Source organism: Streptomyces sp. NPDC007983, from assembly GCF_042958345.1.
In the GTDB taxonomy this organism is placed as follows: domain Bacteria; phylum Actinomycetota; class Actinomycetes; order Streptomycetales; family Streptomycetaceae; genus Streptomyces.
The window spans coordinates 24,334-48,353 of sequence record NZ_JBIBJI010000040.1; the positions used below are offsets into that span (position 1 = coordinate 24,334).

The 24,020-nt window shown below is 69.0% G+C and carries 23 protein-coding genes and 5 pseudogenes; 13 read left to right on the forward strand and 15 right to left on the reverse strand.

Features of this window, described 5'->3' with window-relative positions:
- The first annotated feature begins 138 nt into the window (after positions 1 to 138).
- The 5 genes and pseudogenes from ACFZCY_RS44475 to ACFZCY_RS44495 all read left to right on the forward strand — a co-directional run bounded on the left by ACFZCY_RS44475 (position 139) and on the right by ACFZCY_RS44495 (position 1,870).
- The gene (locus ACFZCY_RS44475) at positions 139 to 489 is read left to right on the forward strand and encodes a helix-turn-helix domain-containing protein (protein WP_391187380.1); all 351 of its coding nucleotides are present in this window, start codon (positions 139 to 141) and stop codon (positions 487 to 489) included.
- A 20-nt stretch (positions 490 to 509) separates the two neighbouring features.
- The gene (locus ACFZCY_RS44480) at positions 510 to 689 is read left to right on the forward strand and encodes a hypothetical protein (protein ID WP_391187421.1); all 180 of its coding nucleotides are present in this window, start codon (positions 510 to 512) and stop codon (positions 687 to 689) included.
- A 46-nt stretch (positions 690 to 735) separates the two neighbouring features.
- Positions 736 to 945 (forward strand): annotated as a pseudogene (locus ACFZCY_RS44485) (DUF2255 family protein); the annotation flags it as partial.
- Between the two features lie 46 nt (positions 946 to 991).
- Positions 992 to 1,129 carry a hypothetical protein gene (locus ACFZCY_RS44490; RefSeq protein ID WP_391187427.1) on the forward strand — a complete coding sequence of 46 codons (138 nt, stop codon included), beginning with the start codon at positions 992 to 994 and terminating at the stop codon, positions 1,127 to 1,129.
- Between the two features lie 114 nt (positions 1,130 to 1,243).
- Entirely contained in the window at positions 1,244 to 1,870 is a 627-nt protein-coding gene (locus ACFZCY_RS44495; protein WP_391187382.1) for a TetR/AcrR family transcriptional regulator, read from the forward strand.
- Positions 1,871 to 1,935: 65 nt separating this feature from the next.
- Here the strand turns inward: ACFZCY_RS44495 and ACFZCY_RS44500 are convergent, their stop codons facing one another.
- The 6 genes from ACFZCY_RS44500 to ACFZCY_RS44525 form a co-directional block, all read right to left on the reverse strand.
- Positions 1,936 to 2,079 (reverse strand): hypothetical protein, encoded by a 144-nt coding sequence (locus ACFZCY_RS44500; RefSeq protein ID WP_391187384.1) that lies wholly within the window; start codon positions 2,077 to 2,079, stop codon positions 1,936 to 1,938.
- A gap of 278 nt (positions 2,080 to 2,357) precedes the next feature.
- Positions 2,358 to 2,510: a hypothetical protein gene (locus ACFZCY_RS44505; RefSeq protein ID WP_391187386.1), complete on the reverse strand. Its 153-nt coding sequence runs from the start codon at positions 2,508 to 2,510 to the stop codon at positions 2,358 to 2,360.
- 101 nt (positions 2,511 to 2,611) lie between these two features.
- Entirely contained in the window at positions 2,612 to 3,082 is a 471-nt protein-coding gene (locus ACFZCY_RS44510) for a hypothetical protein (protein ID WP_391187388.1), read from the reverse strand.
- 275 nt (positions 3,083 to 3,357) lie between these two features.
- Positions 3,358 to 4,107 carry a 3-oxoacyl-ACP reductase FabG gene (locus ACFZCY_RS44515; RefSeq protein ID WP_391187390.1) on the reverse strand — a complete coding sequence of 250 codons (750 nt, stop codon included), beginning with the start codon at positions 4,105 to 4,107 and terminating at the stop codon, positions 3,358 to 3,360.
- Positions 4,108 to 4,111: 4 nt separating this feature from the next.
- Positions 4,112 to 4,903: an enoyl-CoA hydratase-related protein gene (locus ACFZCY_RS44520; protein ID WP_391187392.1), complete on the reverse strand. Its 792-nt coding sequence runs from the start codon at positions 4,901 to 4,903 to the stop codon at positions 4,112 to 4,114.
- Positions 4,900 to 6,564: an AMP-binding protein gene (locus ACFZCY_RS44525; RefSeq protein ID WP_391187394.1), complete on the reverse strand. Its 1,665-nt coding sequence runs from the start codon at positions 6,562 to 6,564 to the stop codon at positions 4,900 to 4,902. Before ACFZCY_RS44525 ends, ACFZCY_RS44520 begins: the two co-directional genes overlap by 4 nt.
- Positions 6,565 to 7,314: 750 nt before the next feature.
- On the opposite strand from ACFZCY_RS44525, the gene ACFZCY_RS44530 reads away from it, so the two are divergent.
- From ACFZCY_RS44530 to ACFZCY_RS44540, 3 genes are all read left to right on the forward strand, one after another.
- Positions 7,315 to 8,442 carry a serine hydrolase gene (locus ACFZCY_RS44530; protein WP_391187396.1) on the forward strand — a complete coding sequence of 376 codons (1,128 nt, stop codon included), beginning with the start codon at positions 7,315 to 7,317 and terminating at the stop codon, positions 8,440 to 8,442.
- Positions 8,443 to 8,528: 86 nt separating this feature from the next.
- The gene (locus ACFZCY_RS44535; protein ID WP_391187398.1) at positions 8,529 to 9,923 is read left to right on the forward strand and encodes an MFS transporter; all 1,395 of its coding nucleotides are present in this window, start codon (positions 8,529 to 8,531) and stop codon (positions 9,921 to 9,923) included.
- Entirely contained in the window at positions 9,920 to 11,140 is a 1,221-nt protein-coding gene (locus tag ACFZCY_RS44540; protein ID WP_391187400.1) for an FAD-dependent monooxygenase, read from the forward strand. The genes ACFZCY_RS44535 and ACFZCY_RS44540 overlap by 4 nt, the downstream gene beginning before the upstream one ends.
- 525 nt (positions 11,141 to 11,665) lie before the next feature.
- On the opposite strand, the gene ACFZCY_RS44545 is transcribed toward ACFZCY_RS44540, so the two are convergent.
- The 3 genes and pseudogenes from ACFZCY_RS44545 to ACFZCY_RS44555 all read right to left on the reverse strand — a co-directional run.
- Positions 11,666 to 12,190, reverse strand: a complete 525-nt coding sequence (locus ACFZCY_RS44545; RefSeq protein ID WP_391187402.1) for a transposase — start codon at positions 12,188 to 12,190, stop codon at positions 11,666 to 11,668.
- 114 nt (positions 12,191 to 12,304) lie between these two features.
- Positions 12,305 to 12,635, reverse strand: a pseudogene (locus ACFZCY_RS44550) (IS5/IS1182 family transposase); the annotation flags it as partial.
- A 20-nt stretch (positions 12,636 to 12,655) separates the two neighbouring features.
- Positions 12,656 to 13,244 (reverse strand): annotated as a pseudogene (locus tag ACFZCY_RS44555) (MBL fold metallo-hydrolase); the annotation flags it as partial.
- A gap of 1 nt (position 13,245) precedes the next feature.
- On the opposite strand from ACFZCY_RS44555, the pseudogene ACFZCY_RS44560 reads away from it, so the two are divergent.
- Positions 13,246 to 13,695 (forward strand): annotated as a pseudogene (locus tag ACFZCY_RS44560) (helix-turn-helix domain-containing protein); the annotation flags it as partial.
- On the opposite strand, the gene ACFZCY_RS44565 reads toward ACFZCY_RS44560, so the two are convergent.
- The 3 genes from ACFZCY_RS44565 to ACFZCY_RS44575 form a co-directional block, all read right to left on the reverse strand.
- Positions 13,657 to 14,457, reverse strand: a complete 801-nt coding sequence (locus tag ACFZCY_RS44565) for an IS5 family transposase (protein WP_391187404.1) — start codon at positions 14,455 to 14,457, stop codon at positions 13,657 to 13,659. The pseudogene ACFZCY_RS44560 and the gene ACFZCY_RS44565 sit on opposite strands and share 39 nt — an antisense overlap.
- 346 nt (positions 14,458 to 14,803) lie before the next feature.
- Positions 14,804 to 15,649, reverse strand: coding sequence for an NAD(P)H-binding protein (locus ACFZCY_RS44570; protein ID WP_391187407.1), 846 nt, complete (start codon positions 15,647 to 15,649; stop codon positions 14,804 to 14,806).
- Between the two features lie 166 nt (positions 15,650 to 15,815).
- Positions 15,816 to 16,280, reverse strand: a complete 465-nt coding sequence (locus ACFZCY_RS44575) for a VOC family protein (protein ID WP_391187423.1) — start codon at positions 16,278 to 16,280, stop codon at positions 15,816 to 15,818.
- Here ACFZCY_RS44575 and ACFZCY_RS44580 point away from each other — a divergent pair.
- Positions 16,273 to 16,360, forward strand: a pseudogene (locus tag ACFZCY_RS44580) (TetR/AcrR family transcriptional regulator); the annotation flags it as partial. The gene ACFZCY_RS44575 and the pseudogene ACFZCY_RS44580 sit on opposite strands and share 8 nt — an antisense overlap.
- A gap of 251 nt (positions 16,361 to 16,611) precedes the next feature.
- Complete coding sequence (locus ACFZCY_RS44585; RefSeq protein ID WP_391187409.1) at positions 16,612 to 17,553, forward strand: phosphotransferase; 942 nt, start codon at positions 16,612 to 16,614, stop codon at positions 17,551 to 17,553.
- Between the two features lie 76 nt (positions 17,554 to 17,629).
- On the opposite strand, the gene ACFZCY_RS44590 is transcribed toward ACFZCY_RS44585, so the two are convergent.
- Positions 17,630 to 19,102: a DHA2 family efflux MFS transporter permease subunit gene (locus tag ACFZCY_RS44590; RefSeq protein WP_391187411.1), complete on the reverse strand. Its 1,473-nt coding sequence runs from the start codon at positions 19,100 to 19,102 to the stop codon at positions 17,630 to 17,632.
- A 394-nt stretch (positions 19,103 to 19,496) separates the two neighbouring features.
- A complete protein-coding gene (locus ACFZCY_RS44595; RefSeq protein WP_391187413.1) occupies positions 19,497 to 20,390 on the reverse strand; it encodes an oxidoreductase in 894 nt (297 codons plus the stop codon).
- Positions 20,391 to 20,560: 170 nt separating this feature from the next.
- On the opposite strand from ACFZCY_RS44595, the gene ACFZCY_RS44600 reads away from it, so the two are divergent.
- Positions 20,561 to 21,508: a LysR substrate-binding domain-containing protein gene (locus ACFZCY_RS44600; protein WP_391187415.1), complete on the forward strand. Its 948-nt coding sequence runs from the start codon at positions 20,561 to 20,563 to the stop codon at positions 21,506 to 21,508.
- Between the two features lie 378 nt (positions 21,509 to 21,886).
- On the opposite strand, the gene ACFZCY_RS44605 is transcribed toward ACFZCY_RS44600, so the two are convergent.
- Positions 21,887 to 22,414, reverse strand: coding sequence for an HIT domain-containing protein (locus ACFZCY_RS44605; RefSeq protein ID WP_391187417.1), 528 nt, complete (start codon positions 22,412 to 22,414; stop codon positions 21,887 to 21,889).
- Positions 22,415 to 23,224: 810 nt separating this feature from the next.
- Between ACFZCY_RS44605 and ACFZCY_RS44610 the strand changes: the two genes are divergently transcribed.
- Positions 23,225 to 23,929 (forward strand): hypothetical protein, encoded by a 705-nt coding sequence (locus ACFZCY_RS44610; RefSeq protein ID WP_391187425.1) that lies wholly within the window; start codon positions 23,225 to 23,227, stop codon positions 23,927 to 23,929.
- Positions 23,930 to 24,020: the final 91 nt, after the last annotated feature.

Sequence of the window (24,020 nt, forward strand, 5' to 3'; positions counted from 1 at the left end):
CGGTCCCCCCTGATTCCCCCTGCAACCCCCCGTGGGAAGCGGGGCCCGCACCCCCGGGGGGGCCCCCTCACCCACACCCGCCCCCGCCCCGGGCCCCACCCCCGCCCGGGGCGCGCCCCACCAGAAGCAGTGACAGATATGACCGCGAAGAACCCGCACCTGGAAGGGCTCGGCCAGTTCCTGAAGGCGCGCCGCCGCGAACTCAATCCCGCCGACCTGGGGCTGCCCACGCGTGATGCCGCCATCCGCCGTGTCGCCGGGCTGAGGCGAGAAGAAGTCGCCGAGAGCGTGGCGATCCGCCACGAGTACTATGCCCGCATCGAGCAAGGACGACTCGCCCCGGCGCAGCCCGTCCTCGACGCCATCGCCGACACGCTGCGTCTCACGCCCGATCAGCGCACTTATGTCGAGGGCCTCGCGCAGCAGGCCGGCCGCAGCGCCGCTCGGCCCCAGTGGGCCCGCAGATCCAGCGCCTTCTGGACCGGCTGACCGATACGCCGGCATTCGTGGTGGGCAAGTACCTCGACATCCTGGCCTGGAACCCCCTGGCAGCGGCCCTCCTGGCCGACATCGACACGATGCCCCCAGCGGACCCGCACGACTGGGAGGCCATGGCGCCAGTGGTGGGCCTCCCGCCACGCCGCCCGTCCGGAGTTCGGCACCAAGACCATCCGCCACCCCGAGCCTGATCGCGGCCGCACCGGCACGCGACACCACCGAAAGGAGGGCCGAGGCATGTCCTGGCCCGCCCGCGACCTGCGTCGCATCGCACGGTGCCGCCTGTTGCACGTCAACCCGCAGCGCGCCGACGGCACCCCGAGCCGTTTCGTCCCGGTCGGCTTCGTCGTCGTCGACGACATCTACGTGCGCTCCATGAGCGCGTACGGACTCTGGTACCGCAGGGCGCTGGGCAACGGCGTCGGCAGCATCCGAGCCCGCGGCGTCGTGCGCGCCGCCACCTTCCGCAGCCTCGACTTCGACGTCGCCTTCCATGACGCGGTTCGACGGCCCCCACGACGCCATCGACACCGCCTTCGCCGAAAAGTACCGCCTGGCCGGACGCCGGGCGGTCGAGATGGCCACGAACGAGGCGTCGCACCCGCTGACCGTCCGCATCGCCCCGCGCTGAGGCCCTCCGGTCGACAGTCCGTCCCCTCCGGGCCACGGCCAGGGTGGTGGCATGCCCCCGTACGATGTGGCGGAGCCGTCGAACCCTGGCGGCTCGCTCTGGAAGGGGTGTGAGATGTCGGTGCAGCGAACCGGCCGGCGTGCGCCCGGCGCCGGGCGCAAACGCCTGGATGAGGAGCGGCGGAACGAACTGCTCGCGCACCTGCAGGGCATCGTCCTGGAAGAGGGCTTCGCCCGGCTGACGGTGGACGCTCTCGCGGCCCGCCTCCAGTGCTCGAAGACGACGCTGTACGCGATCTCCTCCAGCCGGCATCACCTCGTCGCCACCGTCCTCAAGAGCTTCTTCCGCGATGCCGCCGAGCAGGTGGAGCAGGAGATCGTCGCGGTCGAGGACCCGGCCCGGCAGATCGCCGCGTACCTGGCGGCCGTGGGCGCGCAGATGCAGCGCATGTCGGCCGCCTGTTACGACGACATGCTGGACGACGACGCGACGCGCGAGATCTACACCGTCAACTCGATGGCCGCGACCCGGCGGGTCGGCGAGATGATCCACGCGGGCGTGGAATCGGGCGAATTCCGTGCGGTGCACGCTGAGTTCGTCAGCCAGGCCGTCGGGCTCCTGATCGACGGCATCCACAGCCGCGAGCTGCTCGGCCCCACCCGCCTGTCGTCCGGGGATGCCTTCATCGAGCTGAGCAACCTGGTCCTGGCAGCGCTCACCAAGGTGCCCGGCTCGCCCTGAGGTCCGGGGTCAGGGCGAGCCGGCTCCGGGCATCGGCAACAGCCGAACGGTGGCGGACGGGCCCGTCAGCCCTCGGAGACCATGAGAACACCGCGCCCGATGAGCTTGCCGTCGTTGAGGGCGTGGAGTGCTTCGTTGACGCCTTCGAGGGGGAACTGCGTGGTGGCGATCTCCAGAACCCCGCGATGCGCGAGTGCGACGAGCTCCACCAGTTCGTTGTAGGGTACCGCCGCTGTTGCCCACGAAGCTCCGCTCCGGGATCAGCATCTGGTTGAGGATGTCGATCTCCAGCGTCGCTCCGGACCCGACGAGGAAGTCGACGCCGTTGGTGCGGGGAACCGGGACCGGGGCGTGTACCGCCGCGCGCGGTGGGGGCGCCGCGCTTTCCTTCGCGCGCGAAGGAAAGCGTGGGGGCTGACCGAACGGTGTCCGGTCGGCCCCCACGCTTTGCGTCTGCTTCGGCGCGTCCGTCGAGAGGTGTCCCGGATCAGCTCAGCGTGGCCTTGAAGTGCGCCGCGACGCGGTCCGCGGTACGACGCACCTGTCCGGGGTGGTCGTAGAAGCTGAAGTGCTGGCCCTTGCCCCAGTACAGTTCCTTCGGCCCGGCGAGCGCTTCGTGCACCTTGCGTGCCTCACTCATGTCGTTCACCGTCTCGGTGCCGGAGCCGCGTCCCGGGCTCGTGAGGGTCTCGGATGCGGCCCCTGCCGCGGAACCCAGGCCGCCAACCGCTGGCTGGGTCCTCAGGCGGCGAGGGCCTTGCCGAAGAACGCGTCGAGCTTGTCGACGGCCGGGGTGACGTGCTCGTCCTGGTCGTACAGGGACGCCTCGGTTCCGGCGATCATCAGCACCGCGCGGGGCGCGATCATCGGTATGAAGCGGAAGGCGTCGAACTGCACGAGCCGGTCGAGGCTGCGCACCAGCTGCTTGTTGTCCGAGCGGGAGTGCCGGCCGCGCGGGGTGCGGTAGTACGCGTACCCCTCCCCGCCCTCCCCCAGGGACTCCGGCACGATCGGCGCATAGGCGGGCTCGGCGCCGCCCGCTCCGGCGGTGCGCATCGCGGCCGAGAGGCCCAGGATCTGCTGCAGGCCCTCGGGGCCCTGCTGCCCGTCGACACCGTTGCGGACCGCGTCACCGGCGTCGAAGGCGGACACCGTTCCGACCGCCTTGATCCGCGTGTCGGCTTGTGCGGCGAACGGCACGTACCCGCCCAACGCGCAGATCCCCAGTTCTGCTCCTTCACACCGCCACCGGGGTGGCCGATCACCATGGCCGGCAGACGCTCGCCCGCATGGCCCTCGGGGATGAAGAACAGTCCGGCGATCCGCAGATTGTTGCTGGTGAAGCTGATTTCGGTGGCCATACGAAACTCTCCATGCCTTTGGCCGGATATCCGGCTTGGTTGCCATAATTCGAGACTGCCTCCAGCGCGATGCGCCCACAATGGGAGGGATCTTTCCTACCTGGACTGGGCGCTTCCCCGCAGGCGTCAGCGCATCGCGCCGCCGATGCCGATCCCGCCGTCCACGTCGAGCACGACGCCCGTCACATAGCCCGCCGCCTGCGAGCACAGGTACGCGGCCGCCTCCGCGATGTCCGTGGGGTCGCCGATGTGCCGCATGGGCACGCGGGCGGCGAGCTTGGCGCGGGCGGCGTCGTTCATCGAGGCGAGCATCGGGGTGTCGATGAGGCCGGGCGCGATGGCGTTGGAGGTCACGCCGTGCGGGGCGCCTTCGAGGGCGATGGTGCGGGCCATGCCCACCACGCCGGCCTTCGCGGCGGCGTAGTTGGCCTGCCCGAAGTTGCCGCGCCAGGACATGGAGGAGAAGGACAGGATGCGTCCGTACTCCTGGCGCTTCATGTGTCCGAAGACCGCGCGGGTGCAGTGGAACATGCCGCGCAGGCTGACATCGAGCACGGCGTCCCACTCGGCGTCGCTCATCCGCTCCAGGCGGTTGTCGCGGATGACTCCGGCGTTGTTGACGAGCACGTCCACCCGGCCGTACGCCTCGACCGTCGCAGCCACCCAGGTGTCGACCTGTGCGGAGTCGGCGACATCGACGACCGCCGTGCGCACCTGCGCCCCTTCGCACAGGGCGGCGGTCTGCTTGAGTGCCGCCTCGTTCACGTCGCACACCGCCAGATGGGCGCCCTCGGCACTGAAGCGCTCCGCCATCGCGCGGCCGAGCCCCTGGCCGGCTCCGGTGATCATGACCACGCGGTCTTCGTAACGTCGCACGTTCTTACCTCATGCCTCGGGTGTCGAAAAAGTGGGTCAGCTGGGCGGCGATGTCCTGCTCGTGCCAGTGCGCGGCGAACACGTCGAGCTCGCGCCGCATGGCCGCCGCCGTCCCCGGGTCCGCGAGCAGGTTCTTGATCCGCCCCTGGCCACTGGCCTCCAGCCCGGCGAACGACTCGGCCACACCCTTGACGGTCGCCTCGAAATCCCCGGCGGGGGCCACGGCCTGGACGAACCCGCTGGGCAGGAAGTGCTCGGCCGGCAGCAGTTCACCGGTGAGCATCAGCCGGCGGGCGAGCGGCTCGCCCACCTTGCGGGGCAGGCGGTAGCTCGAACCGGCGCCCGGCAGCAGGTTGTTGCGGATGTGCCCGTCACCGATGACGCAGCCCTCCTGGGCCACGACGGCGTCGCAGGCCAGGGCCAGTTCCAGGCCGCCGGCGACCACATGGCCGTGGACGGCCGCGATGACCGGTTTCGGCGCGGCCTCCACACGCTGAAAGCAGTCCGAGATCCGGGTGAGGAACTCCACCGGGTCCACGCCGTCCCCGGCCAGCTCCAGCAGATGGCGCAGATCGGCGCCGGCGCAGAAGCTGGGGCCGTTGCCCGAGATGACGACCACCTGCGTGGCCGCGTCGGCCATAGCGGCGGCGACGGCCTCGTCGAGAGCGGCGATCAGTTCCGGGCTGATCGAGTTGCGGCTCCCGGGCCGGTTCAGCCGCAGCCGGCGTACAGATCCGGCCTGTTCGGCCACGACCGCCGTACTGGTACTGGTACGGGTGCTGGGGGTGGTGCTCATGCATGTCCTCCGGTGTCCTGCTGCCGCTGACGGCGCAGGACATAGCGCTGGATCTTTCCGCTGGGCGTCTTGGGCAGCCGGTCGGTGAAGTGGACGGTGCGGGGATAGGCGTGGGCGGCGAACCGCTTCTTGACCAGCTGCTGCAGCTCGGTGGCGAGCGTGTCGGAGGCGTCCGTGCCGTGCCGCAGGACGACGAAAGCCTCCAGGACCTCGCCGCGAACCTCGTCGGGCGCGGCGATGACCGCACACTCGACCACGGCGGGGTGGGTGGCCAGCACCGACTCGACGTCGAAGGGGCCGATGCGGTAGCCGGCCATGATGATGACGTCGTCGTCGCGCGAGGAGAAGTGGAAGTAGCCGTCCTCGTCCACCGATCCGACGTCGCCGGTGTAGTACCACCGGCCGTCCGCACTGAACTTCTCGGCGCTCTGGGCCGTGTCGCCCTCGTAACCGGTGAACCAGGCGAACGGGCTTCCGGTCGTGTCGGCGGCGATACGTCCCGTGGTGCCGGCGGGCGCGATCTCGGCGCGGTCCTCGTCGAGCACGTACAGGCTCCACCCGGGCAGTGGATGACCCATGGAACCGGCGCGCACCGGCCTGCTCAGCGCCGGATGCTGATGGTTGTTGATCAGCATGCCGGCCTCGGTCTGCCCGTAGTGGTCGTGCACCTCGACGCCGAGCGCCTCGGTGGCCCAGGCGTTGACGTCGGGAGTGAGGGGTTCACCCGCGCTGGAGGCACAGCGCAGCGCCAGCTTGCCCGGGACCGGCGCATCCGAGGCGCGCAGGGAGCGGTAGACGGTCGGGGCGGCCGTGAAGTTGGTGACGCCGAGCTGTTCCATGACGCGCCAGGTCAGCTCCGCCGAGAACCCGGCGTGCAGCAGCACGCTGGGCACACCGAGGCTGAGGGAGGCGATCACCCCGAAGTACAGTCCGTACGCCCAGCCGGGGTCGGCCGCGTTCCAGAAGACGTCGCCCTCGCGCACCCCGCAGCCGAATTCGGCGTACGCGCGGAATCCGGCGATGGCGGCGGTGGGGACGACAACTCCCTTGGGGCGCCCGGTCGTTCCGGAGGTGAAGATGTGCACGATCGGCGCGTTGCCGCCGAGGGACACGGCGGGGTGTCCGGGTTCATGGGCGGACATGAGCTCGTCGAATCGCAGGTCACCGGCGCGGCCGATGCCACCGCTCACAACGATCCGCCACGCGGCGTCGGCCGGGATGTCCTCCCCGGGATCGAGCTTGGGCCGCTGGTTCTCGTCGCACACCACCACGTTGGCGTCGCTCGCTCTCAGCCGCAGAGCGATGGCGGGCGGGGCGAAGGCGGTGAACAGCGGGACAGTGACCGCGCCGAGCCGCCACGTCGCAAGGAGTGCGACGAGGTAGTCGGCGCTCTTGCCCATCAGCGTGGCCACCCGGTCACCCGGCCCCACCCCGAGACCGGCCAGAGCCGCGGCGAACCGCTCGGAATCCTCCCTGAGCCGGCCATAGGTGAGCACCGTGACTGAGAGGTCGGGCTCCACCACCGTGTAGGCGACCGCGTCGGGCGGATAGCGGTCACAGAGCAGGTGGGCCACGCCCGCGTCCGGAGCGCTGTAGGTGGAGTGGAGTTCGTGCACGCGGTCCTGCAGCCGGGCAGCCGGACCTTGATCGGAGCGAACCATCCTGTGCCTCATCTCGGGGCGATGACATCTCAGCACAGCGAAGGGCGTAGGCAACCTTCGAGGTGAGTACGAATGAGCGTACGGTAGTACTCGACAACGTCTTCAACAAGGGTTGGCGATCACCGCTTACGGAGTCGCCCATGGGCCGTACCTCGGCGGGATGGGCGAGGTCGACCACGAAGCCGCCGCCGCTCACGAGGAGGCACAGCCATTCGCCCCTCCAAAATGCGTGGCAGAGGCTTCGGAACCCGAGAGTCAGACCGAAAATCGGAAGCTCACAACGCATGACCGGAAGTGACCGACTTTCGATCGAAGATACCCTTCGGATTGTCCCCTGGCACTGCGGCTGCTCCCCCAGCCCCTTTGACCTGCTCGTGGATCTCCGGCGCCTCCTCAACTTGGCGCTGCATTGCAGGTCGCACCTGGTGGGCCGGGCATGACCGGGCGGCCGCGCAGGGTCTTCCTCAGGTGTCAACGGGCTTCGGCCAGGATGTGGCGGCGGGGGCGAAACCGCACCTCAACCTGATCATCGAGACCGTACCGTCCCCCGGTTTTTGTCACCCTGGCCCACCCCCGGTATGACACGAACAGTGGCTCTGGGGGGTGATGTGGGGTGAGCGCCGCGCTTCCTAATATGCCGGCTCTCACAACAAGGGGGCACACGTGCTCAAGCACAAGCGTGCGCTGGGTGGCGCACTCACACTGGCTTTAGCGGTCGTTGTCGCGGGGGGTGCGCTGACGGGTAACGACGTGCCGCCGCGGAAGGCCGCCGCCACGTTCACCGCCGCTGAATCCACCTCCGCCAAATCCGCCAACACCGCCGGCCACGCTCGGCTGCGCGAACTCCTGCACCGGCTGACCACGGTCGACGGCGGGCCCGGGGCGCTCGTCGAGGTGCGGGACCGGCGCGGCAGCACGGTGCTGACCAGCGGTGTCGCGGACGTGAAGAGCCACGCGCCAGTGCGCCGCGACAGCAGGTTCCGGATCGGCAGCATGACCAAACCTTTCGTGGCGACGGTCATGCTCCAGCTGGTGGGAGAGCACCGCGTCGCCCTCGACGCGCCGGTGGAGCGCTATCTGCCCGGCGTCGTCCGCGGACACGGCAACGACGGGCGGGCGATCACCGTCCGCCAGCTGCTTCAGCACACCAGCGGTGTGCCCGACGTCCTCGACTACCTCAGCCCGCAGCGGGTCCTCGAGGACCCGCTGGCCCACTACGACACACGTGACCTCGTGAGCATGGCGCTCGCCCACCCCCCAACCTTCGAGCCGGGCACCGACTGGCGCTATTCCAATACGGGGTACCTGCTGGCCGGCCTGATCATCGAGAAGGTGACCGGCCACCCGTACGGTGAGGAAGTCCGCCGACGCATCATCACACCGCTCGGTCTGCGCGAGACGTACGTGCCGGGTGACGTCCCGGCGATCCCCGGACCGCACCCGCGCGGGTACGCGCGGCCGGGCGAGGACGCGCCGCTCATGGACATCACCGCGTTCAACCCCTCGGTCGCGGGCCCGGCCGGCGAGATGATCTCCAGCGGTACCGACCTCAACCGCTTCCTGGACGCGCTCGTGCGCGGCAAGCTGCTGCGCCCGGCCCAGCTCCGGGAGGTGATGAGGACGCGGCCGACCGGCGACCCGGACGGCCGGGCGTACGGCCTCGGCCTGGAGAGCAGGCCGCTGCCCTGCGGCGGCCTCTACTGGGGACACAGCGGAGACATCCTCGGGTACGAGACGGTGGGCGGTGCCACGGTCGACGGCAGGCAGGCGACGGTCATGGTGAACGTCGACCCTGGCGGTTCGGATGCGCAGAGCGACGACATGAAAGCCGCCGTCGAGGCGGCACTCTGCGAGAACCGGCCCTCGGTCTCCCAGTAGCGCACGCCCACCGGTGGCGCCAAAGACGGCAGCGCTACGCGCGTTGCCGAATCCTTACTCGTCCGACGACGAAGGAAAGAACGTTCATGACCACAACCCTCGCGCCCCCGGTCCGCATCGGGAAGGCCGCTGTCGTGGCTCTCGGCATGCTGGCAGCCGCCACCGGGGCCCTGGAGTCCGTGGTGACCCCGACGCTCCCGCTGTTGCAACGCGAATTATCAATGAGCCCTGCCCAAGGGGCACTACTCAGCATCACGATGCTCATCACCGGTGCTCTCGTCACGCCCGTCGCGGGCAACCTCGGTGACCGCTACGGCGGGAAATGGGTCATGCTCCGGCTGATGGCGGTGGTCTCGGCCGGTGGACTGGTGTCCTCGCTGGCACCGAACCTGCCGGTGCTGCTGCTCGGTCAGGTGCTGGAGGGCGCGATGGTGGGCGCGATGCCACTTTCGTTCATCCTGGTACGCAAGCACCTCCCAACGGGAGAGTCCCAGGTGGCCATCGGAGTGGTCAGCGGGTTGTTCGTGGGCGGCGGCATGCTGGGGACGCTGATGGCCGGGCCCATCGCGGAAGGGCTGTCCCGGCACTGGATGTTCGCGATACCGACGATCGCGATCGTCGTGGCGACCCTGCTGGTCCACAGGTTGATGCCGAACGATCCGCCGGCCCGGTCGGACGCCAGGATCGACTGGCCCGGCCTGGTTCTCCTGAGCGGCGTTCTGCTGACGCTCATGCTCGGGCTCTCGATGGCGCCCGAGTTCGGCAGCCGGCCACGCGTGCTCGGCGCCCTCGTTGTGCTCCTGGCCCTCCTCGTGACCGGATGGATCTTCGTTGAACGCCGGTCACCCTCGCCGATGGTCGATCTGAACCTGGTGGCGAAGCCTGAGATATGGAGCTCCTATGCGATCACATTCGCCGTCTGCGTAGGTACCTCGGTGTCGATGTATCTCGTTCCGCAGCTGTTCGCGGTGTCCGCCGACGGATACGGCTTCGGGGCCGGCTCCACCGACATCGGGCGGTACCTGTTGCCCGGCGCCGTCGCGGGGGCGATCAGCGGGCCGCTCGGCGGGGTCGCGGCGCGGCATTTCGGCTCGAGCGCCGTGGTCACTGCCGGAATCGGCGTCATGACGGCCACGTTGGCCGCCCTGGCGTTCGTGCACACCGAGATCTGGCACCTCATCGTCGGTAAGGCGCTGATCGCCCTGGCCAGTGGTGTCTGCATCACGGCGATGGTCGTCAAGACCGCCACCTCTGTCGATCACGGAAACACCGGCACCGCCACCAGCCTGGTCCTGGTGACTCGAGTGATCGGCTTCGCCGCAGGCGCACAGGTCAGCGGCGCCTTCCTCACCGCCGGGACCCATCCCGGGATGGAAGACCCGGCCGAATCGGCCTTCGTCACCGGCTTCGTCATCGCCGGCGCCGTCACGGCGCTGTCCTTGCTTGCCGTCCGCACCATGAGCAAAGGAGTCAAAACATGACCCTCACCGATCCGTTGACCGATGTCCGCACCACGCCGAGGCGCAAGGTCCTGATATCGGGGGCCAGCATCGCGGGTCCCGCCCTCGCGTTCTGGCTGAACCGCTACGGATACGCGGTCACGGTGGTGGAGAAGGCGAGGACACTGCGTAGCGGTGGATACCCCATCGACGTGCGCGGCACCGCACTGGAGGTCGTCCGGCGGATGGGGATCTTGCCACAATTACAGGACGCGCACGTCGACTTGCGTCGGCTCACCTTCCTCGACGGGGACGGCGGCAAGGTGGCCTCGGTCAACCCGCATACCGTCGTCGGCAGTGTCGCGGGACGGGACCTCGAGGTGCGGCGCGGGGATCTGACCGACGCTCTTCACACGGCGGTCCGTGACGACGTGGAGTTCTTGTTCAACGACTCCATCGCCACCCTCGACCAGTCCGACCACGGGGTCGACGTCACCTTCCGCGGGGGCGGCAGACGTACGTTCGACATGGTGTTCGGCGCGGACGGTCTGCACTCGCGTACCCGGGAGTTCCTGTTCGGCCCCGAAGAGCAGTTCCACCGATACCTCGGGTACTGCTTCGCCGTGTTCACCATGCGCAACACCTTCGGTCTCTCCCACGAGACCATGATGTGGAACACCCCGGGCAGAGCCGCGGCTGTCTACGCCGTAGGGGACGACGACGAAGTGCACGCCTTCCTGAACTTCGCCCACCCGGAACCGCCATTCGACGCGGTCCGTAGCCGAGAAGCCCAGCGGGACCTGGTTGCCGCGACCTTCGCCGACGCGGGATGGGAAGTCCCGGGCATGATCGCCGCCATGCGCGAGTCGGATGATCTGTTCATCGACGTGGTCAGCCAGATCCGCATGCCTCGCTGGTCCAGCGGCAGGGTCGCGCTGGTGGGCGACGCCGCGTACGCACCCTCGTTCCTCACCGGACAGGGCACCAGCCTCGCGCTCGTCGGTGCGTACATGCTCGCCGGTTCCCTGGCCGATCGGGACACCGCCGCGGGGTTCGCCGCCTACGAACGCGACACCCGTGAGTTTGTGACCCTGAACCAGGGGCAGATCGGCGTGGGCGACGCCACGCTCTTTCCCACCACCGCTCGGGCCCTGGAGCAGCGCAACGACATGCTGCGCAATCTCAGCACCATGCCCTCCAGGGAGGGGCGACCGGCCCACTCGGCCCTCACCCTGCCCGAATTCATGTCCATGAGGTAACTCCAGGCGTGCGCACCGATGATGGGCGCTGATCGCGGAGCGCTCATGAGCCCTTTCCAACTTGACTGTGAAGCCGCCGCGTTGGTGGGCAAACGCGGTACGGAACGACGAAGCTCCTGGTAGACGGGATCTCGACCGAGGTCACCCGGGTTCGCCAGGAGCTTCGCGCGCTTGTCCACCCGGCGTCGATCGTTCTGTCCATCCGCACGCTGCAGTACCTGCCCAGGCAGCCGACCGCTCACCGGCGGGAGATCGGCACGCGACGGCGGGCGCCTGCCCGTCGTCCGCATGCCCGCCGACACCGTTCCGCACTGCCGCCAGGCGCTTGCGCAACCGCGGATTCGTACGCCCCTGCCTGGCACGACACGCCGAAGAACAGAACACCGCGTCCGGCCGTGCCTCCGGCCTCAGTCGTTCGCCATAAGCCCGACAGTTCCTCTCCCCGACCCGCCCCATGCCCTCGGACATGTAGCCAGGCTGGAGCCCCGGCTACGTGGAGCCGAAAACAGGTACTGAGCTTGTCGTTTACCTGGTTCGGCGGGGCATCCGGGGCCTAGCCGGGGCCGTTGTGGTACACGGACCGGCGATGGAGTCTTCGCATGGAGGAACCTCCGGCGGACTTGGGCCGGGGTGAGCTTGTTCGGCTTGGTCGCTGTCTCCCAGGGCCGCCGCAGGTCGATGGCGAGCGGACGGGTGAGCCGGAGCTGGGTGTGGGCGGCGATCACCAGCCAGGCCCAGCGGTCGGCCGCCTTTGGGGTCGTAGACGCGCGGTGGTACTGGCCAGCGCATCACCCGGTCCGAGCGCAGACGGCCAAGAATCTCGACGGGCAGCCCGGCCAGCAGGTGCGCGATGCGCGGGGCGTCGTATCTGGAGTCGAGTACCAGCAGGATCTCCGGGTCTCTCTTGTTCCAATGCCCGGCGGCGATGAGCCGTTCGGCGACCTCGCGTAGCTGGGCGGTAGTGACGGCAGCGAGATGGGCGCCGGGCTGAAGGCGGATCGCATCCAGCACCGCAGTCCACGAGGTGTGGCCGGTCTCCAGCGCGGCCACGACCGAGACCGATCAACGTCCAGGCGTCCCTTGTTTTAAGCGGCCGTCCAAAGCGCCGTGGCCACGGCGTGTTCCGGTACGAGCGCCAGGTCGGCCAGTGAGCCCTTTCCAACCTCAGTCTGAGCTGGCCAGATGGAGGGTGAGGACGGCTAGGACGAGGCTGGTGATCCGGGTAGTCGAGCAGCGGAGCTTGCATGGAGCGGCCGGGACTTGAGGGTGCGGTGGCTTGTTCGGCCAGTGCGCGGATCTTCGCGTGGGACCGGTTGACAGCCTGCTGGCCGGCGCAAGGGGTTCCCACCGGCCGCGGTACGGGAGATGGACCGTGCCGCCTGCGCCCTGGGAGCCCTTGTCAGCTGAGGCCGGCCTCGGCGAGAGCCCCTATGATGCCGTGCTCGCGTGCGGCCCGGACGCCATGGAGGGCACCGACCAGGGCCGGGGAAGCCCACGGACCAAAGGTTCACTCAGAGCTGACGTTCTCTTGTTCGGACTGGCTGCTGCCCATGGGCCGAGGGCGAACCCATCACTCGCCTGTCGGACTTCCACAGCACCCGCACCACCGAAGTGCGCAGGAACGAGCAGTTCCCGCTCATAAGCTGCCCGCTGGAGAATCCGACGGCGACTGGCCACCGCTTGTTCCGGGGCCAGGCAAGCAAGCACTGCTGTTGCAGCAGGGTTGCAGGATCTGCACCGGGCTGTGCACCAGATCTCCGACGAAGACCGCCCGGTCGCTCCCGGAGGCGAGCCGTAGCACGGACGAACCGGGAGTGTGGCCGGGCGCGGACTCCAAGGTGAGGTGTTCGTCGATGCGGTGCAGACCATCCCACAGCACGGCCTGTCCGGCCTGATGGATGGGTGCGATGCTGTCTTCGTAGATCAGCCGGTCGACTGCCTGCAGGCCGTTCCCGTACGCGTTGTCCGGACCGTAATGGAAGTCGTCTGCGGCTGGAATGAGGTACTGAGCGTTGGGAAACGTCGGTACCCACTCCCCGTCTGCGTCGACGGTGTTCCAGCCGACGTGATCGACGTGAAGGTGGGTGTTGACGACGACGTCGACCTACATCATCCGTTCCTGGGTGACCGAGGCCACCAGCGGAGCCTGGCCCCGCGTACTGGGCGACCCGGTGACGGCCGCCGCCCTGCGGGCGCTGCATTCAGACCCGGCCGCCCCGTGGAGCAACGACCGCCTGGCCGCAGAGGCGGGCGTCTCCCGTCCCACCCTGGCGCGCCGGTTCACCACTCTGGTCGGTCGCCCTCCGATGGCGTACCTCACGTGGTGGCGCCTGATCCTTGCCGCCACCCTGCTCCGAGACACCGCGGACACCCTGGCCACCGTCGCCAGCCGCGTCGGCTACGGCAGCCCGTACGCACTCTCACACGCCTTCGAAAGGGAGTTCGGCACCACACCGGGGCGGTATCGAACGCAGGCCGCGGGACGATCCGCCCCCACCGCGCGCCCTCAACTGACGTCAAAACAAACTGACATCGAAAACATTGTCAGGCAGTGAGCCCTTTCCGGCCGGACGGAGGGTGAGGACGGCTTGGACGAGGCTCGTGATCCGAGTCGTCGAGCAGCGGAGCTTGCGAAGGAGCCGCCATGGCTTGAGGGTGGCAACGGCCTGCTCGACCAGGGCCCGGATCTTCGCGTGGGACCGGTTGACGGCCTGCTGACTGGTGGACAGCTTGTCCCACCGGCCGCGGTAAGGCGTGCGGACTGCGCCGCCTGCGCCCTGGTAGCCCTTGTCCGCCCAGCAGGTGATGCCGGCGTCGGTGAGAGCGTCGATGACGCCGTGCTCGTGGGCGGCCCGGACGTCGTGGACGGCGCCGGCCAGGGCTGGTGAGGCCCACAGCAGACGGCCCTTCGGGTCGGCTATGACCTGCACGTTCATACCGTGTTTCTTGCGCTTGCCCGAGTAGAAGGGCCGGTCGGCGGCGATCCGGTCGATGGGCAGAAGCGTCCCGTCCAGGATCAGATATGCCTTCCTCGACGCAGCCCGTACGGCTTCGGCGAACGTGGGGGCGAGCGCGGCCAGGAGTTCGACGGCCTCGGTGATGTAGCGGTAGACGGTGGTGGTGCCGATGCCGAAACCGGCTGCGAGCTGGGCGTAGGGCTGACCGTTGCGGAGATGAGCAAGAGCGAGCAGGGCCTGTCGGCCCGCACTCAGCCGCCGCCATCGGGTACCGAGAGCGCGGCGGTGTTCTCTCAGGCGGGCGGCGAGCAAGCGGAGGGCAGAGCTGGACACGTCGACGCTGGACGGGTAGACAAGCATGCGAAGCCTCTGGTGGAGACGGTTCTCTTGGTCGACAACCCATCTACCAGCGGCTTCGCCCGTTCGTCAGCCCAACTTCCCATCCAGCGCGGCAGGTTGGGAAGGGCTCAGTGTCCTGACCGGCCCGTCCAGGCAGTCGTAGAAGTCACCACACAAGCGTGGCAGCGTCGCGAACGCCTCATGACGGTCTCCTGCTGCGGCACGCTCTTCTCCACCGCCTCGGTCTGGTCGGGTGTCTCCTCGATCGGAGCACGTGATCAAGCCGAGGCCGTCCGCACGTCCGGCGAATGCCCAGGTGAGGGCCCAGTTCGAGGCACATTTCGGGCTGGGACTCTGGACGGCGAATCTAGCGGAATTCCTCCGCGTGCTCCTGCGCCCATGCACGGAACGTGCGCGCCGGCGCTCCGGTGATCTCTTCCACCGTGGAGGTGACCAAGTTCGATGCGGGCCGCCTTTCAACGCTGGCCAAGAGCGCCTCGACGAGGGCGGTTGGCCTGCCGTCGGCCAGCATCTGCTCTCGCGCGACCTGTACCGGGACCTTCTCGAAGGACACCAGGCGGCCGATCGCTTCACCGATGGTATGTACCTGCTGGGCTCTGCTCAGTACCTGCGGACCGGTCAGGACGAACTTCGTACCCACATACCCGTCACCGGTCAGCACCCGTACCGCCACGTCCGCGATGTCACGTTCGTGCACCACCGCTGTGGCTGCCATGTCGGGACCGCGGACCACGTGCGTGGTGCGGATCTGCTCGACCCACCCCCGCGCGTTGGAGGCGATGGTGGTCGCTCGCAGGACGGTCCATTCCAGGCCGGACTTTTCGATCAGGCGCTCCATGTCGGCGTGGAGCTGGTTGATCGGGTCGGTCTGCCGTTCAGCGTCCTCGTCCACCCCTGACGAGGAGAGATAGACGATGCGGTGGGCATGCCGTGCGATCGTCTCCAGTACGGCGGGTGCGCCCTTGGTCGTGAGGAAAGGCCAGACCAGGAACACTGTGCTGGTCCCCTTGAGCGCCTCCTCCAGCGTCTCGGGCTCGGACAGGTCCCCGCCTACGACCTTGACCCCTCCCGGTAACCCGGCCGTTTCGGGATCACGCACCAACGCACGCACAGCGGTGCCAGTGGCCAGGAGCTCAACAACAACTTGTCGGCCCACATTGCCGGTCGCGCCCGTCACAAGAATCTCATTCATGATCAGACCAGCCCCGGCCCTGCTCGAAGTATTCCGTCATGCCGGGCCCTGGCGCTCCGAGGGCCGAAGCGTTTCGCGACTGCGCCTTCGCGACACTCGGCATCCGGTACCACCTTCAAAGGAGGCGCAAGGGAGGCGGTTCCCACCTCCCCATCTCGGAGGATGCTCAGTCGAGGCAGAACTCGTTGCCCTCGATGTCCTGCATCACAATGCACGACTCATTGTGGTCATCGGCAAGCAGCAGTCGCACGCGTACCGCGCCGAGCGCGACCAGTCGTGTGCACTCGGCTTCGAGCGTGGCGAGGCGCTCTTCACCCACGAGCCCGGTGCCGACTCGCACGTCAAGATGCACCCGGGTCTTGACGATCTTGCCTTCGGGGACGCGCTGGAAGTACAGTCGCGGGCCCACGCCTGAGGGGTCACCGCAGGCGAACGCTGAACCCTGCCGCTCAGGCGGCAGAGAGCGATTGAAATCGTCCCACGTAGCAAACCCCTCCGGTGGCGGCGGTACGACGTACCCCAACACCTCGCACCAAAAGCGAGCGACGCGCTCAGGTTCCGCGCAGTCGAAGGTGACTTGGAACTGCTTGATCGATGACTTCGGCGCACCATAGCAGGGGGCTCTGGACAGGCCGAGCGCGCTGACCAGCTGCGGTCACCACGGAAACCGGCTGCGCCAAAGGCCTTCTGCACCGACACTTCACCGACTTCCCGATCCTGACCGATGCCGCGGCCGCGCTCGCCTCCTACCTCGGGCACCCCGCCGGAGGCTGGAGCCGTCCGCAAGATCGTGACCGCAGTCATCACCGCGTCGCCGTCGAGCAACCGAGCAGCCCGGATGCCCAGGCGAGACCCTGCTACCGAGGGTTGGTGATCGGTGGATTCGTGCCATCGAAGTCTGATCGGCATGGAGTGCTGGACGTCACGAACGGTGGGTCACCGTCCGGCTATCGTGGCTCCGCATGACGCATACCGAGATCGAGATCACCGCGGAACTGGTCCGGGATCTGCTGCGCGACCAGCATCCCGACCTGGCCGATCACCCTGTGCGGCTCGGTGCGCGGGGCTGGGACAACCAGTTGTGGCGGCTCGGCGACGACCTCGCCGTCCGGCTGCCCTGGGCGACGCTGTCCGCGGACGCCCTGCTGCGAAAGGAGCACGCCTGGCTTCCCGCTCTCGCCCCGCACCTTCCGCTGCCGGTCCCCGTACCGCAGCGTCTCGGCGAACCCTCCGAGCGGTTTCCGCGGCCTTGGATCGTCACCACCTGGGTGCCGGGAACACCCGCCGACCGCGCCCCCGCCACGCGCTCCGCGAAGGCGGCCGACACCTTGGCCGCGTTTCTGACCGCACTTCACCGGCCCGCCCCCGGCGGGGCGCCGGCCGGCCGTGACCGTGGAGGGCCGCTGACCGACCGGGCCGAGGGGTTCGAACAGGGCTTGGCTTCGGCCACCGAGTCGGGGCTGATCCCTGATCCGGACGCCGTCCGCGCCGTCTGGGAAGATGCCGTCGCCGCGCCCGACTGGGCGGGGCCGGCCCTGTGGCTGCACGGCGATCTGCATCCGGCCAATGTCCTCACCGCGGACGGCACCTTCTGCGGCGTGATTGACTTCGGCGATCTCTTTGCGGGCGATCCGGCCTGCGATCTCGCTGCCGCTTGGATGCTGCTGCCGGACGGCGCCGTCGACCGCTTCTACGATGCCTATCAACCGGCTGCCGACACAGCGACCCGACGCCGCGCCCGCGGCTGGGCTGTGCTGAAAGCCCTCGCCTGCATCTTCATCGGAGAGGCAGGCGTCCACGGCCGACCGGGCGGCAAGCGCACCTGGGGCCCACCCGCTCACGCCGCGCTGCGACGCCTCACCACGACGATCCGCCCCTCCAGTCCCCCAGCACCGAAGAGGTGACCGGAGTCGCTCAACATTCGCTGACAAAGTTCACGTGTGCGTTCAAGGTTCAGTGGCACAGGACGCCCCGCCCGGGTCATCGCGATTCCAAGCCGCCAGGGCGCGAGGAGACCATTGCAGGTCCCGAGGGAGCCGCGGGCTTCAGGCTGCCGGGCAGGAAGAACGCCACGCCGAGTGTGGTGGCCACCAGCACGGCCGCCCCCACAACCAGGCTGATCCGCATCCCGGTCATGAAGTGGGCAGAGTCCGCGATCAGCGCACCGAGCAGGGCGACTCCGATCGCGCCGCCGAACTGCCTGGCGGTGCTGAGTACTCCGGATGCGAGGCCTGCACGCTCGTGCGGCACCGACTCCAGCATCGCCGACGTCAACGGCGGGATCGCGAGTCCGCCACCGATTCCGAGTGGCACCAGCAAAGTCAGGAGCAAGGCAGTGGGGGTGTCCCGACGGACGAGAAGCAGGCCCAGGATGCCGACCGTCTGGATGACCTGGCCGAGGATCAGCGGGAGGCGTGGCCCGTACCGGTTGGTCAGCTTGCCGGCGAGCAGGTTGACGAGGGTGGTGAAGGCCGTCATCGGAATGAACATCAGTCCCGCGGTGAGCGCCGAGGCTCCGCGGTGCTCCTGGAAGAAGATCGTGAAGACGAAGACCAGGCCGTAGTAGCCGAAGTTCAGGGCGAGACCCGCGCTGGTGCAGACGGCCACCGAGGGGATGCGGAACAACGTCAGCGGAACGGCAGGATCGCTCTGCCGGGACTCGGCCATGAGGAACGCGGTTCCGGCGAGTACGGCGACCAGGAAGCCGCAGATTGTCGTCGGGCTCGTCCACCCGCCCGACCCTCCGGTGATGACCGCGAACACCAGGGCCGCCAGCGCGAGTACGGCGGTGACCTGGCCGACCGGGTCCATCGGGGAGTGTCCTCGTGGGGAGCGAGGTGCCCGGAGCATGCAGACGAGTGCGAAAACGCCGACCGGCAGGTTGACGAAGAAGATCCATCGCCAGCCGAGCCCGGTGGTGAGCGCGCCGCCGACAACCGGGCCGGCCGCGACCGCCGCGCCGCCACCGGCGGTCCACAGTGCGATTCCGCGAGCGCGCCGGGCCGGGGAATCGTACGCCTGGCGCACCAGGGCGAGCGAGGCAGGCATCATCACAGCCGCTCCTGCGCCCTGGATCGCCCGCGCGGCGATGAGCACAGGGAGGTTGGGTGCCAGCCCGCACAGTGCGGACATCAGGGTGAAGACGGACAGCCCGATCGTGAAGGCTCGGCTCGCGCCCATACGGTCGGAGACGGCGCCGGCCGACAGGAGCAGGGCCGCGAAGAGCAGGGTATACGCGGTGACCACCCACTGCAGTGCGGAAACCTGACCGTCCCACTGCCGGCCGATGCTCGGCAGGGCGACATTGACCACGGTGGTGTCCAGCGTGATGACGAAAAAGGCCAGACAGGCAACCAGCACCGTGGACCGGAGACCCGGCCGCGGCCGGTTGTCGGCTGCCTCGGGGCCGGGCGGGGCATTACCCCTCACGTCGGCTGCGGGCTGTCCGCTCACAGTGTCCTCCCCCAGTGCGCGGGCGGCGAGACAAGTCGGTGGAAGTGGCCTGTCGCTTCAGCGCCTTCACGGAGGAGTGCCACCCCCTTGTCAGGCACGTCATCGTTGCGGTCCATGGATCGTCCTTCCAGGTCTTGCCGCTGCTCGGCGTGCTGCGGATCCCTCGCAGCCGGAACGACCGACGAATGAGTTACTTCCAACTCGCCTGGTGCGCAGAGAAGTTGACAGGCCCCGGCGGGGGTGTCGGCGGTGCGCGGACGCGGAGGCCGAGCCGCCCGGGAGTGTCACGCCCCGGGCCGCCAGAGCTCCCGGCGAGAGCGTCTTCCGGCAGGGGCTTCCCGGTCCCGCTTCAGCGCTCCGGGACCCAGCGCCAGGACCTGGCCCTCCACTCCCCTCACTTTCCGTCGAAGTCGGTGCCCCGGCTGACCGCCTCCCAGGCGGCCGCCTCCTCGCCGGCGGACTTCAGGTGAGTGGCGATGGCGTCGGCGGCGTCGTTGCCGAGGGCCAGTCGCAGCGGGGTCTGCTCGGCGGCCAAGGCGGTCAGGATCGCCGCGGCGGCCTTCTCGGGGTCTCCCGGCTGCTTGCCGTCGCTGTCCGGGAGTCCGGCGCGGACCGGGCCGACCGTCTCCTCGTACGCGTCCAGGGGTGCCGACTGGCGCAGCGCACCGCCGCCGGCGAACCCGGTCCGGAACGCCCCCGGCTCCACGACCAGCACCTTGATCCCGTGCGGGGCGACTTCCAGGGCCAGCGCCTCGGACAGCCCCTCCAGGGCGAACTTGGTGGCCGAGTAGGCGCCGACGCCGGGGAAGGAGAACCGGCCGCCCATGCTGCTCATCTGCACGACGGCGCCCGAGCCCTGGCGGCGCATGTGCGGGAGTACGGCGCGGGTGAGCGCGGCCGGACCGAAGAAGTGCAGGTCCATCAGGTCGCGGAGTTCGCGGTCGGTGGTCTCCTCGACGGCGCCGAGCTGTCCGCGGCCGGCGTTGTTGACCAGTACGTCGATCCGCCCGTACCAGAGCATCACTTCGGCGACGACGGCTGTGATGCGGGCCGGGTCGGTGACGTCGAGGGCGACCGGGACGACGCGGCCTGGGTGCGCGGCGGCGAGTTCGTCGAGGGATTCGGGGCGGCGGGCGGCGGCCACCACGGTGTCACCCGCGTCGAGGGCTGCCCGCGCGATCGCCTGACCGAAACCGGAGTTGGCGCCGGTGATCAGCCAGACTTTGCCGGTTGCGGAGCGGGTGGGGGTGGCGGCGGGGGCAGCAGCGGCGCGGGCGTTGTCGCTCATGGGAATCTCCAGGGTGGTTCCGGAAGCCGACCGGGTGCCGGCCGGCGAGCACATCCGGGCGGTGTCCCGGCGTGCGTCTCCATTACGGCCACCACCCGTTCCCGTTGTCCAAGACAGAAATCAACGCGCTCCATAAAGAGCGTTTATCGCCGCTGGCTATGATCTCGCCCATGGAATTACGGCAGTTGCAGTATCTCGTGGCGATCGCCGAGGAGGGGAACCTCCGCCGGGCGGCAGCGCGGCTGTACGTGAGCCAGCCGGCCCTGTCCTACGCGCTGCGGAAGCTGGAGGCGGAACTCGGCGTCCCCCTCTTCGAGCGGCACCCCGGCGGCATGACCCACACCCCCGCGGGGCGCGATGTGGTGGCCGAGGCGCGCCGGACCGTGCGCCAGGCGGACCGTGTCCTCGCCGCGGCGGAAGGCCACCGGTGCCAGGAGAAGGCGGTGCTCCGGGTCGGCTTCGAGGCAAGCGGCGCGGGCGAGTTGACCACTCGGGCCCGGGCCGAGTTCGCCCGCCGCAATCCGGACGTCCGGGTGGAACCCAAGCGCTTCGACTGGGGCCAGGAGGCGGCCGCCCTGCGCGACGGCCGGGTGGACGTCGCCTTCGTCTGGCTGCCCGCCGACCTCACCGACCTGCACGCCGAGGTGGTCCACACCGAGCCCCGGGTCGTCGGCCTGCCCATCGGGCACCCGCTGGCGGGGCGTGCGGGCATCGGCATCCTGGACGTCAAGGACGAGCCGCTGCTGTGGACGGAGCGGGCGCCACGCGACTGGGTCGACTGGTGGGCGGTGAACCCCAGACCGGACGGCTCCGCACCGCGCTGGGGTCCGAAGAACGACAACGTCGAGGAGATGCTGGAGCAGGTCGCCGAGGGCGCCGCGATCTGCTTCGCCCCGGCGAGCATGGCCCTGTACTACGCCCGCCCCGACCTGTCCTGGGTCCCGCTCACCGACGTCGAACCCCTGAGGGTCGCCCTGGCCTGGTACGAGGGCGCGACCAGCCCCCTCGTACGGGGTTTCGCCGAGGTAGTACGCGAACTCGCCACCGCTCCGCGGGAGGACGGGGCCGACCGATCAGGCGGGGCGAGCGGGGACGGCACAGACCCGGCTCCGGACTGAGGGGGCGGCGACTCTCAACTCCCGTTCCTTCGCAGGGTCCGGTACCCGGGCGAGATCATCGCGCGCCAGACGGCAGCGCGCCCCCAGAACGTGTCCGCCGTGGGCCCGGTCAACAGCGACGGGTCGCTGCCCCAGGGGTTCACCTACGCCGACGGGCCGCCCGGGCCCCCGCCCGGCTGCGTACCAAAGTGCCCCCTGGTCGCGGCGCGCCCCACGCGCCCATCCCGTCCACAGGCACCCCAGAGCGCCCGTGACCAGCACCGCGCATCTTTGTTGCACACGGAAGGACCACATCGGCATCGTGACCTCCTACGACGACACCCGGGCGCCCCACAAGCGGGCGCCCGGCAACGGCTGACGAAGCCACCGCCTGGTTGCTCAGGTGAGATCTTCGCATGTGGTTAAGCCGCATGAGGTCTGGTCGGGGTGGCAGCCGCTGACGATCGCTTTGCGTAGGCGCTTCGCCATATCTGCGTTTTGTTCCGGGGTCGGGGACAGCACCCCGTTCTCGGTCATCAGCGCGTGAAACTGCTGATGCTCGTAGGGAACCCCGGGCGGCAGCCCTGCAATGTTCCAGTGCAGATGGGCGTTGCCCTGCTGGCTTCCCAGCGAGAGCAGATACGTCCGCTCCGGCTTGAAGACCGCTTCCACGGCCGCCGCCACCTTGTGCACCACGCCCATCAGCCTGCTGAACGCGGTCTCGTCCAAGTCCCTGATGACATGCTCGATGTGCGCCTTCGGTGCCACCAACACCTTGCCCGGTACGGTGGGCCACCGGTCCAGGAAGGCCACGTGAGCCTCGTCCTCGTAGATCGCCTCATGCCGGTAGTCCGGGTCTCCGGCCAGGTACGCGCAGACAAAGCACGGGCCGCTCCGGGCCCGGGCCGTGTACGCGTCGAGATCCATCACTTTCCGCTCCACCCGCTCATCACCCTTCGATTACGCCTAGACAGTGATTGGTCCCGCGATTACGACGGCTCCTCGCTGCTCGGGAGCCGAGTTCGGCCATGACCAGCTTGGCCAGGTCGCCGACATCGCCTACGAAGCCGAGCATGAGCTCCTCTGTACAGGGCCCTCCTGATTTGGCTCGACGCACAGGATCCCAGGGCGGCGAGGGCTGGGAATCGCGATCAGCACCATTCGTGCCCTCGGCGGCCTTCGGTACGGCGGCGGACCGGTCGCCGAGCGACGGATTGGCATGTGTTGTCCCTGGCCGTCGCCCGCCACCGTTGCCGACTCCAACGCCGCTTGGTCCTCACCGCGGCGCGTGCTCGTCAACCCGCCGCGCTGCCCGACGCAGCAGGCGGCATCGCGACACCGCAGGTCCCCTGGCCCGCATCCCGCCGCAGGGGGATCAGGGAGCAGGAGCATTCGTACTGCGGCACTACTGACCTTCAAAGCGTGGTGTCGGTAGGGCTGACGGCCATGTTCCCTTCGGTATGCCGAGTCCATGAGGAATGCGCAAGGCGGCGGACCCGGGCGGGGGCGTGCCAGCCGGGCCGCCTCGGTGCCGTCGCGTTCAGCTCGCTTCCGCAGCTGCCCCATGTCGAGTCGGAACTGCTTGCACAAAGGTGTCAGGAGCGGGCAACGGTCTCGTAGTCCTTGTCGACGTGAAGCACGGCCATGCCTTCCAGATGGGCTGCCGATCCTCCTCGACGCAACGGAAAAGCGTTCGACCACCGGCCCCGGGACGGGGGATGATCCTCGTTCGTGACGATGTCGAAGCAACTCATGGTCCGGGCCGCCGCCCGCAACAACGCCGGCTGGTGCGGAGCGATGAGCCGGTCCCACGGCTTGATGAGCGAGTTCGGGTTGCAGGCTTGGGCCGCCCCGGCCCGCACGCCGCTGTACTACCCCGACGCGGTGACCCTGCTGCCGGATGCCGATCCGACCGCGCTGCTGCCCCGGATCGACACCACCGCGCCCGGCGCGTCCGTCAAAGATAGCTTCGCCGACCTCGACCTGACGAAGGCCGGCTTCCAGGTGCTGTTCGAGGCACAGTGGATCCACCGTCCGGCGAGTGCGCCCACCATCGCGTCCGATCTTGCCTGGGACGTGGCGAGTGGCCCAGAAACGCTACGCGCCTGGGCGCTAGCCTGGGACGACGGGAACGGCAATGCGGACCTCATCCGGCCCGAACTGCTCGACGAATCGGATACGTTCGTGCTCGCCGGGCGATCTTCCGACGGGTGCGTGGTCGCCGGAGCGGTGGTGAGCCGCAGCGACGAGGTGGTCGGTATCTCCAACGTTTTCGCACTGGACGGCGGCCCGGACGCGGCCTGGCCGGTTGTACACTGCGCGGTGCACTCGCTGTTCCCCACGCTGCCGGTGGTCGGCTATGAGGACGGCGATGACCTGGCGGCCGCCGTGCACCACGGCTTCGAGCCGATCGGTCCGCTGCGGATCTGGCTGCACGGCTAGGGCCTGTGTGATGTTGTGATCAGCCAGTTGCCTTCAGGAGGTCGTCGATCCAGATCATCGAGGCACGGAGGTGGAGGCCGGCGAGGTAGCT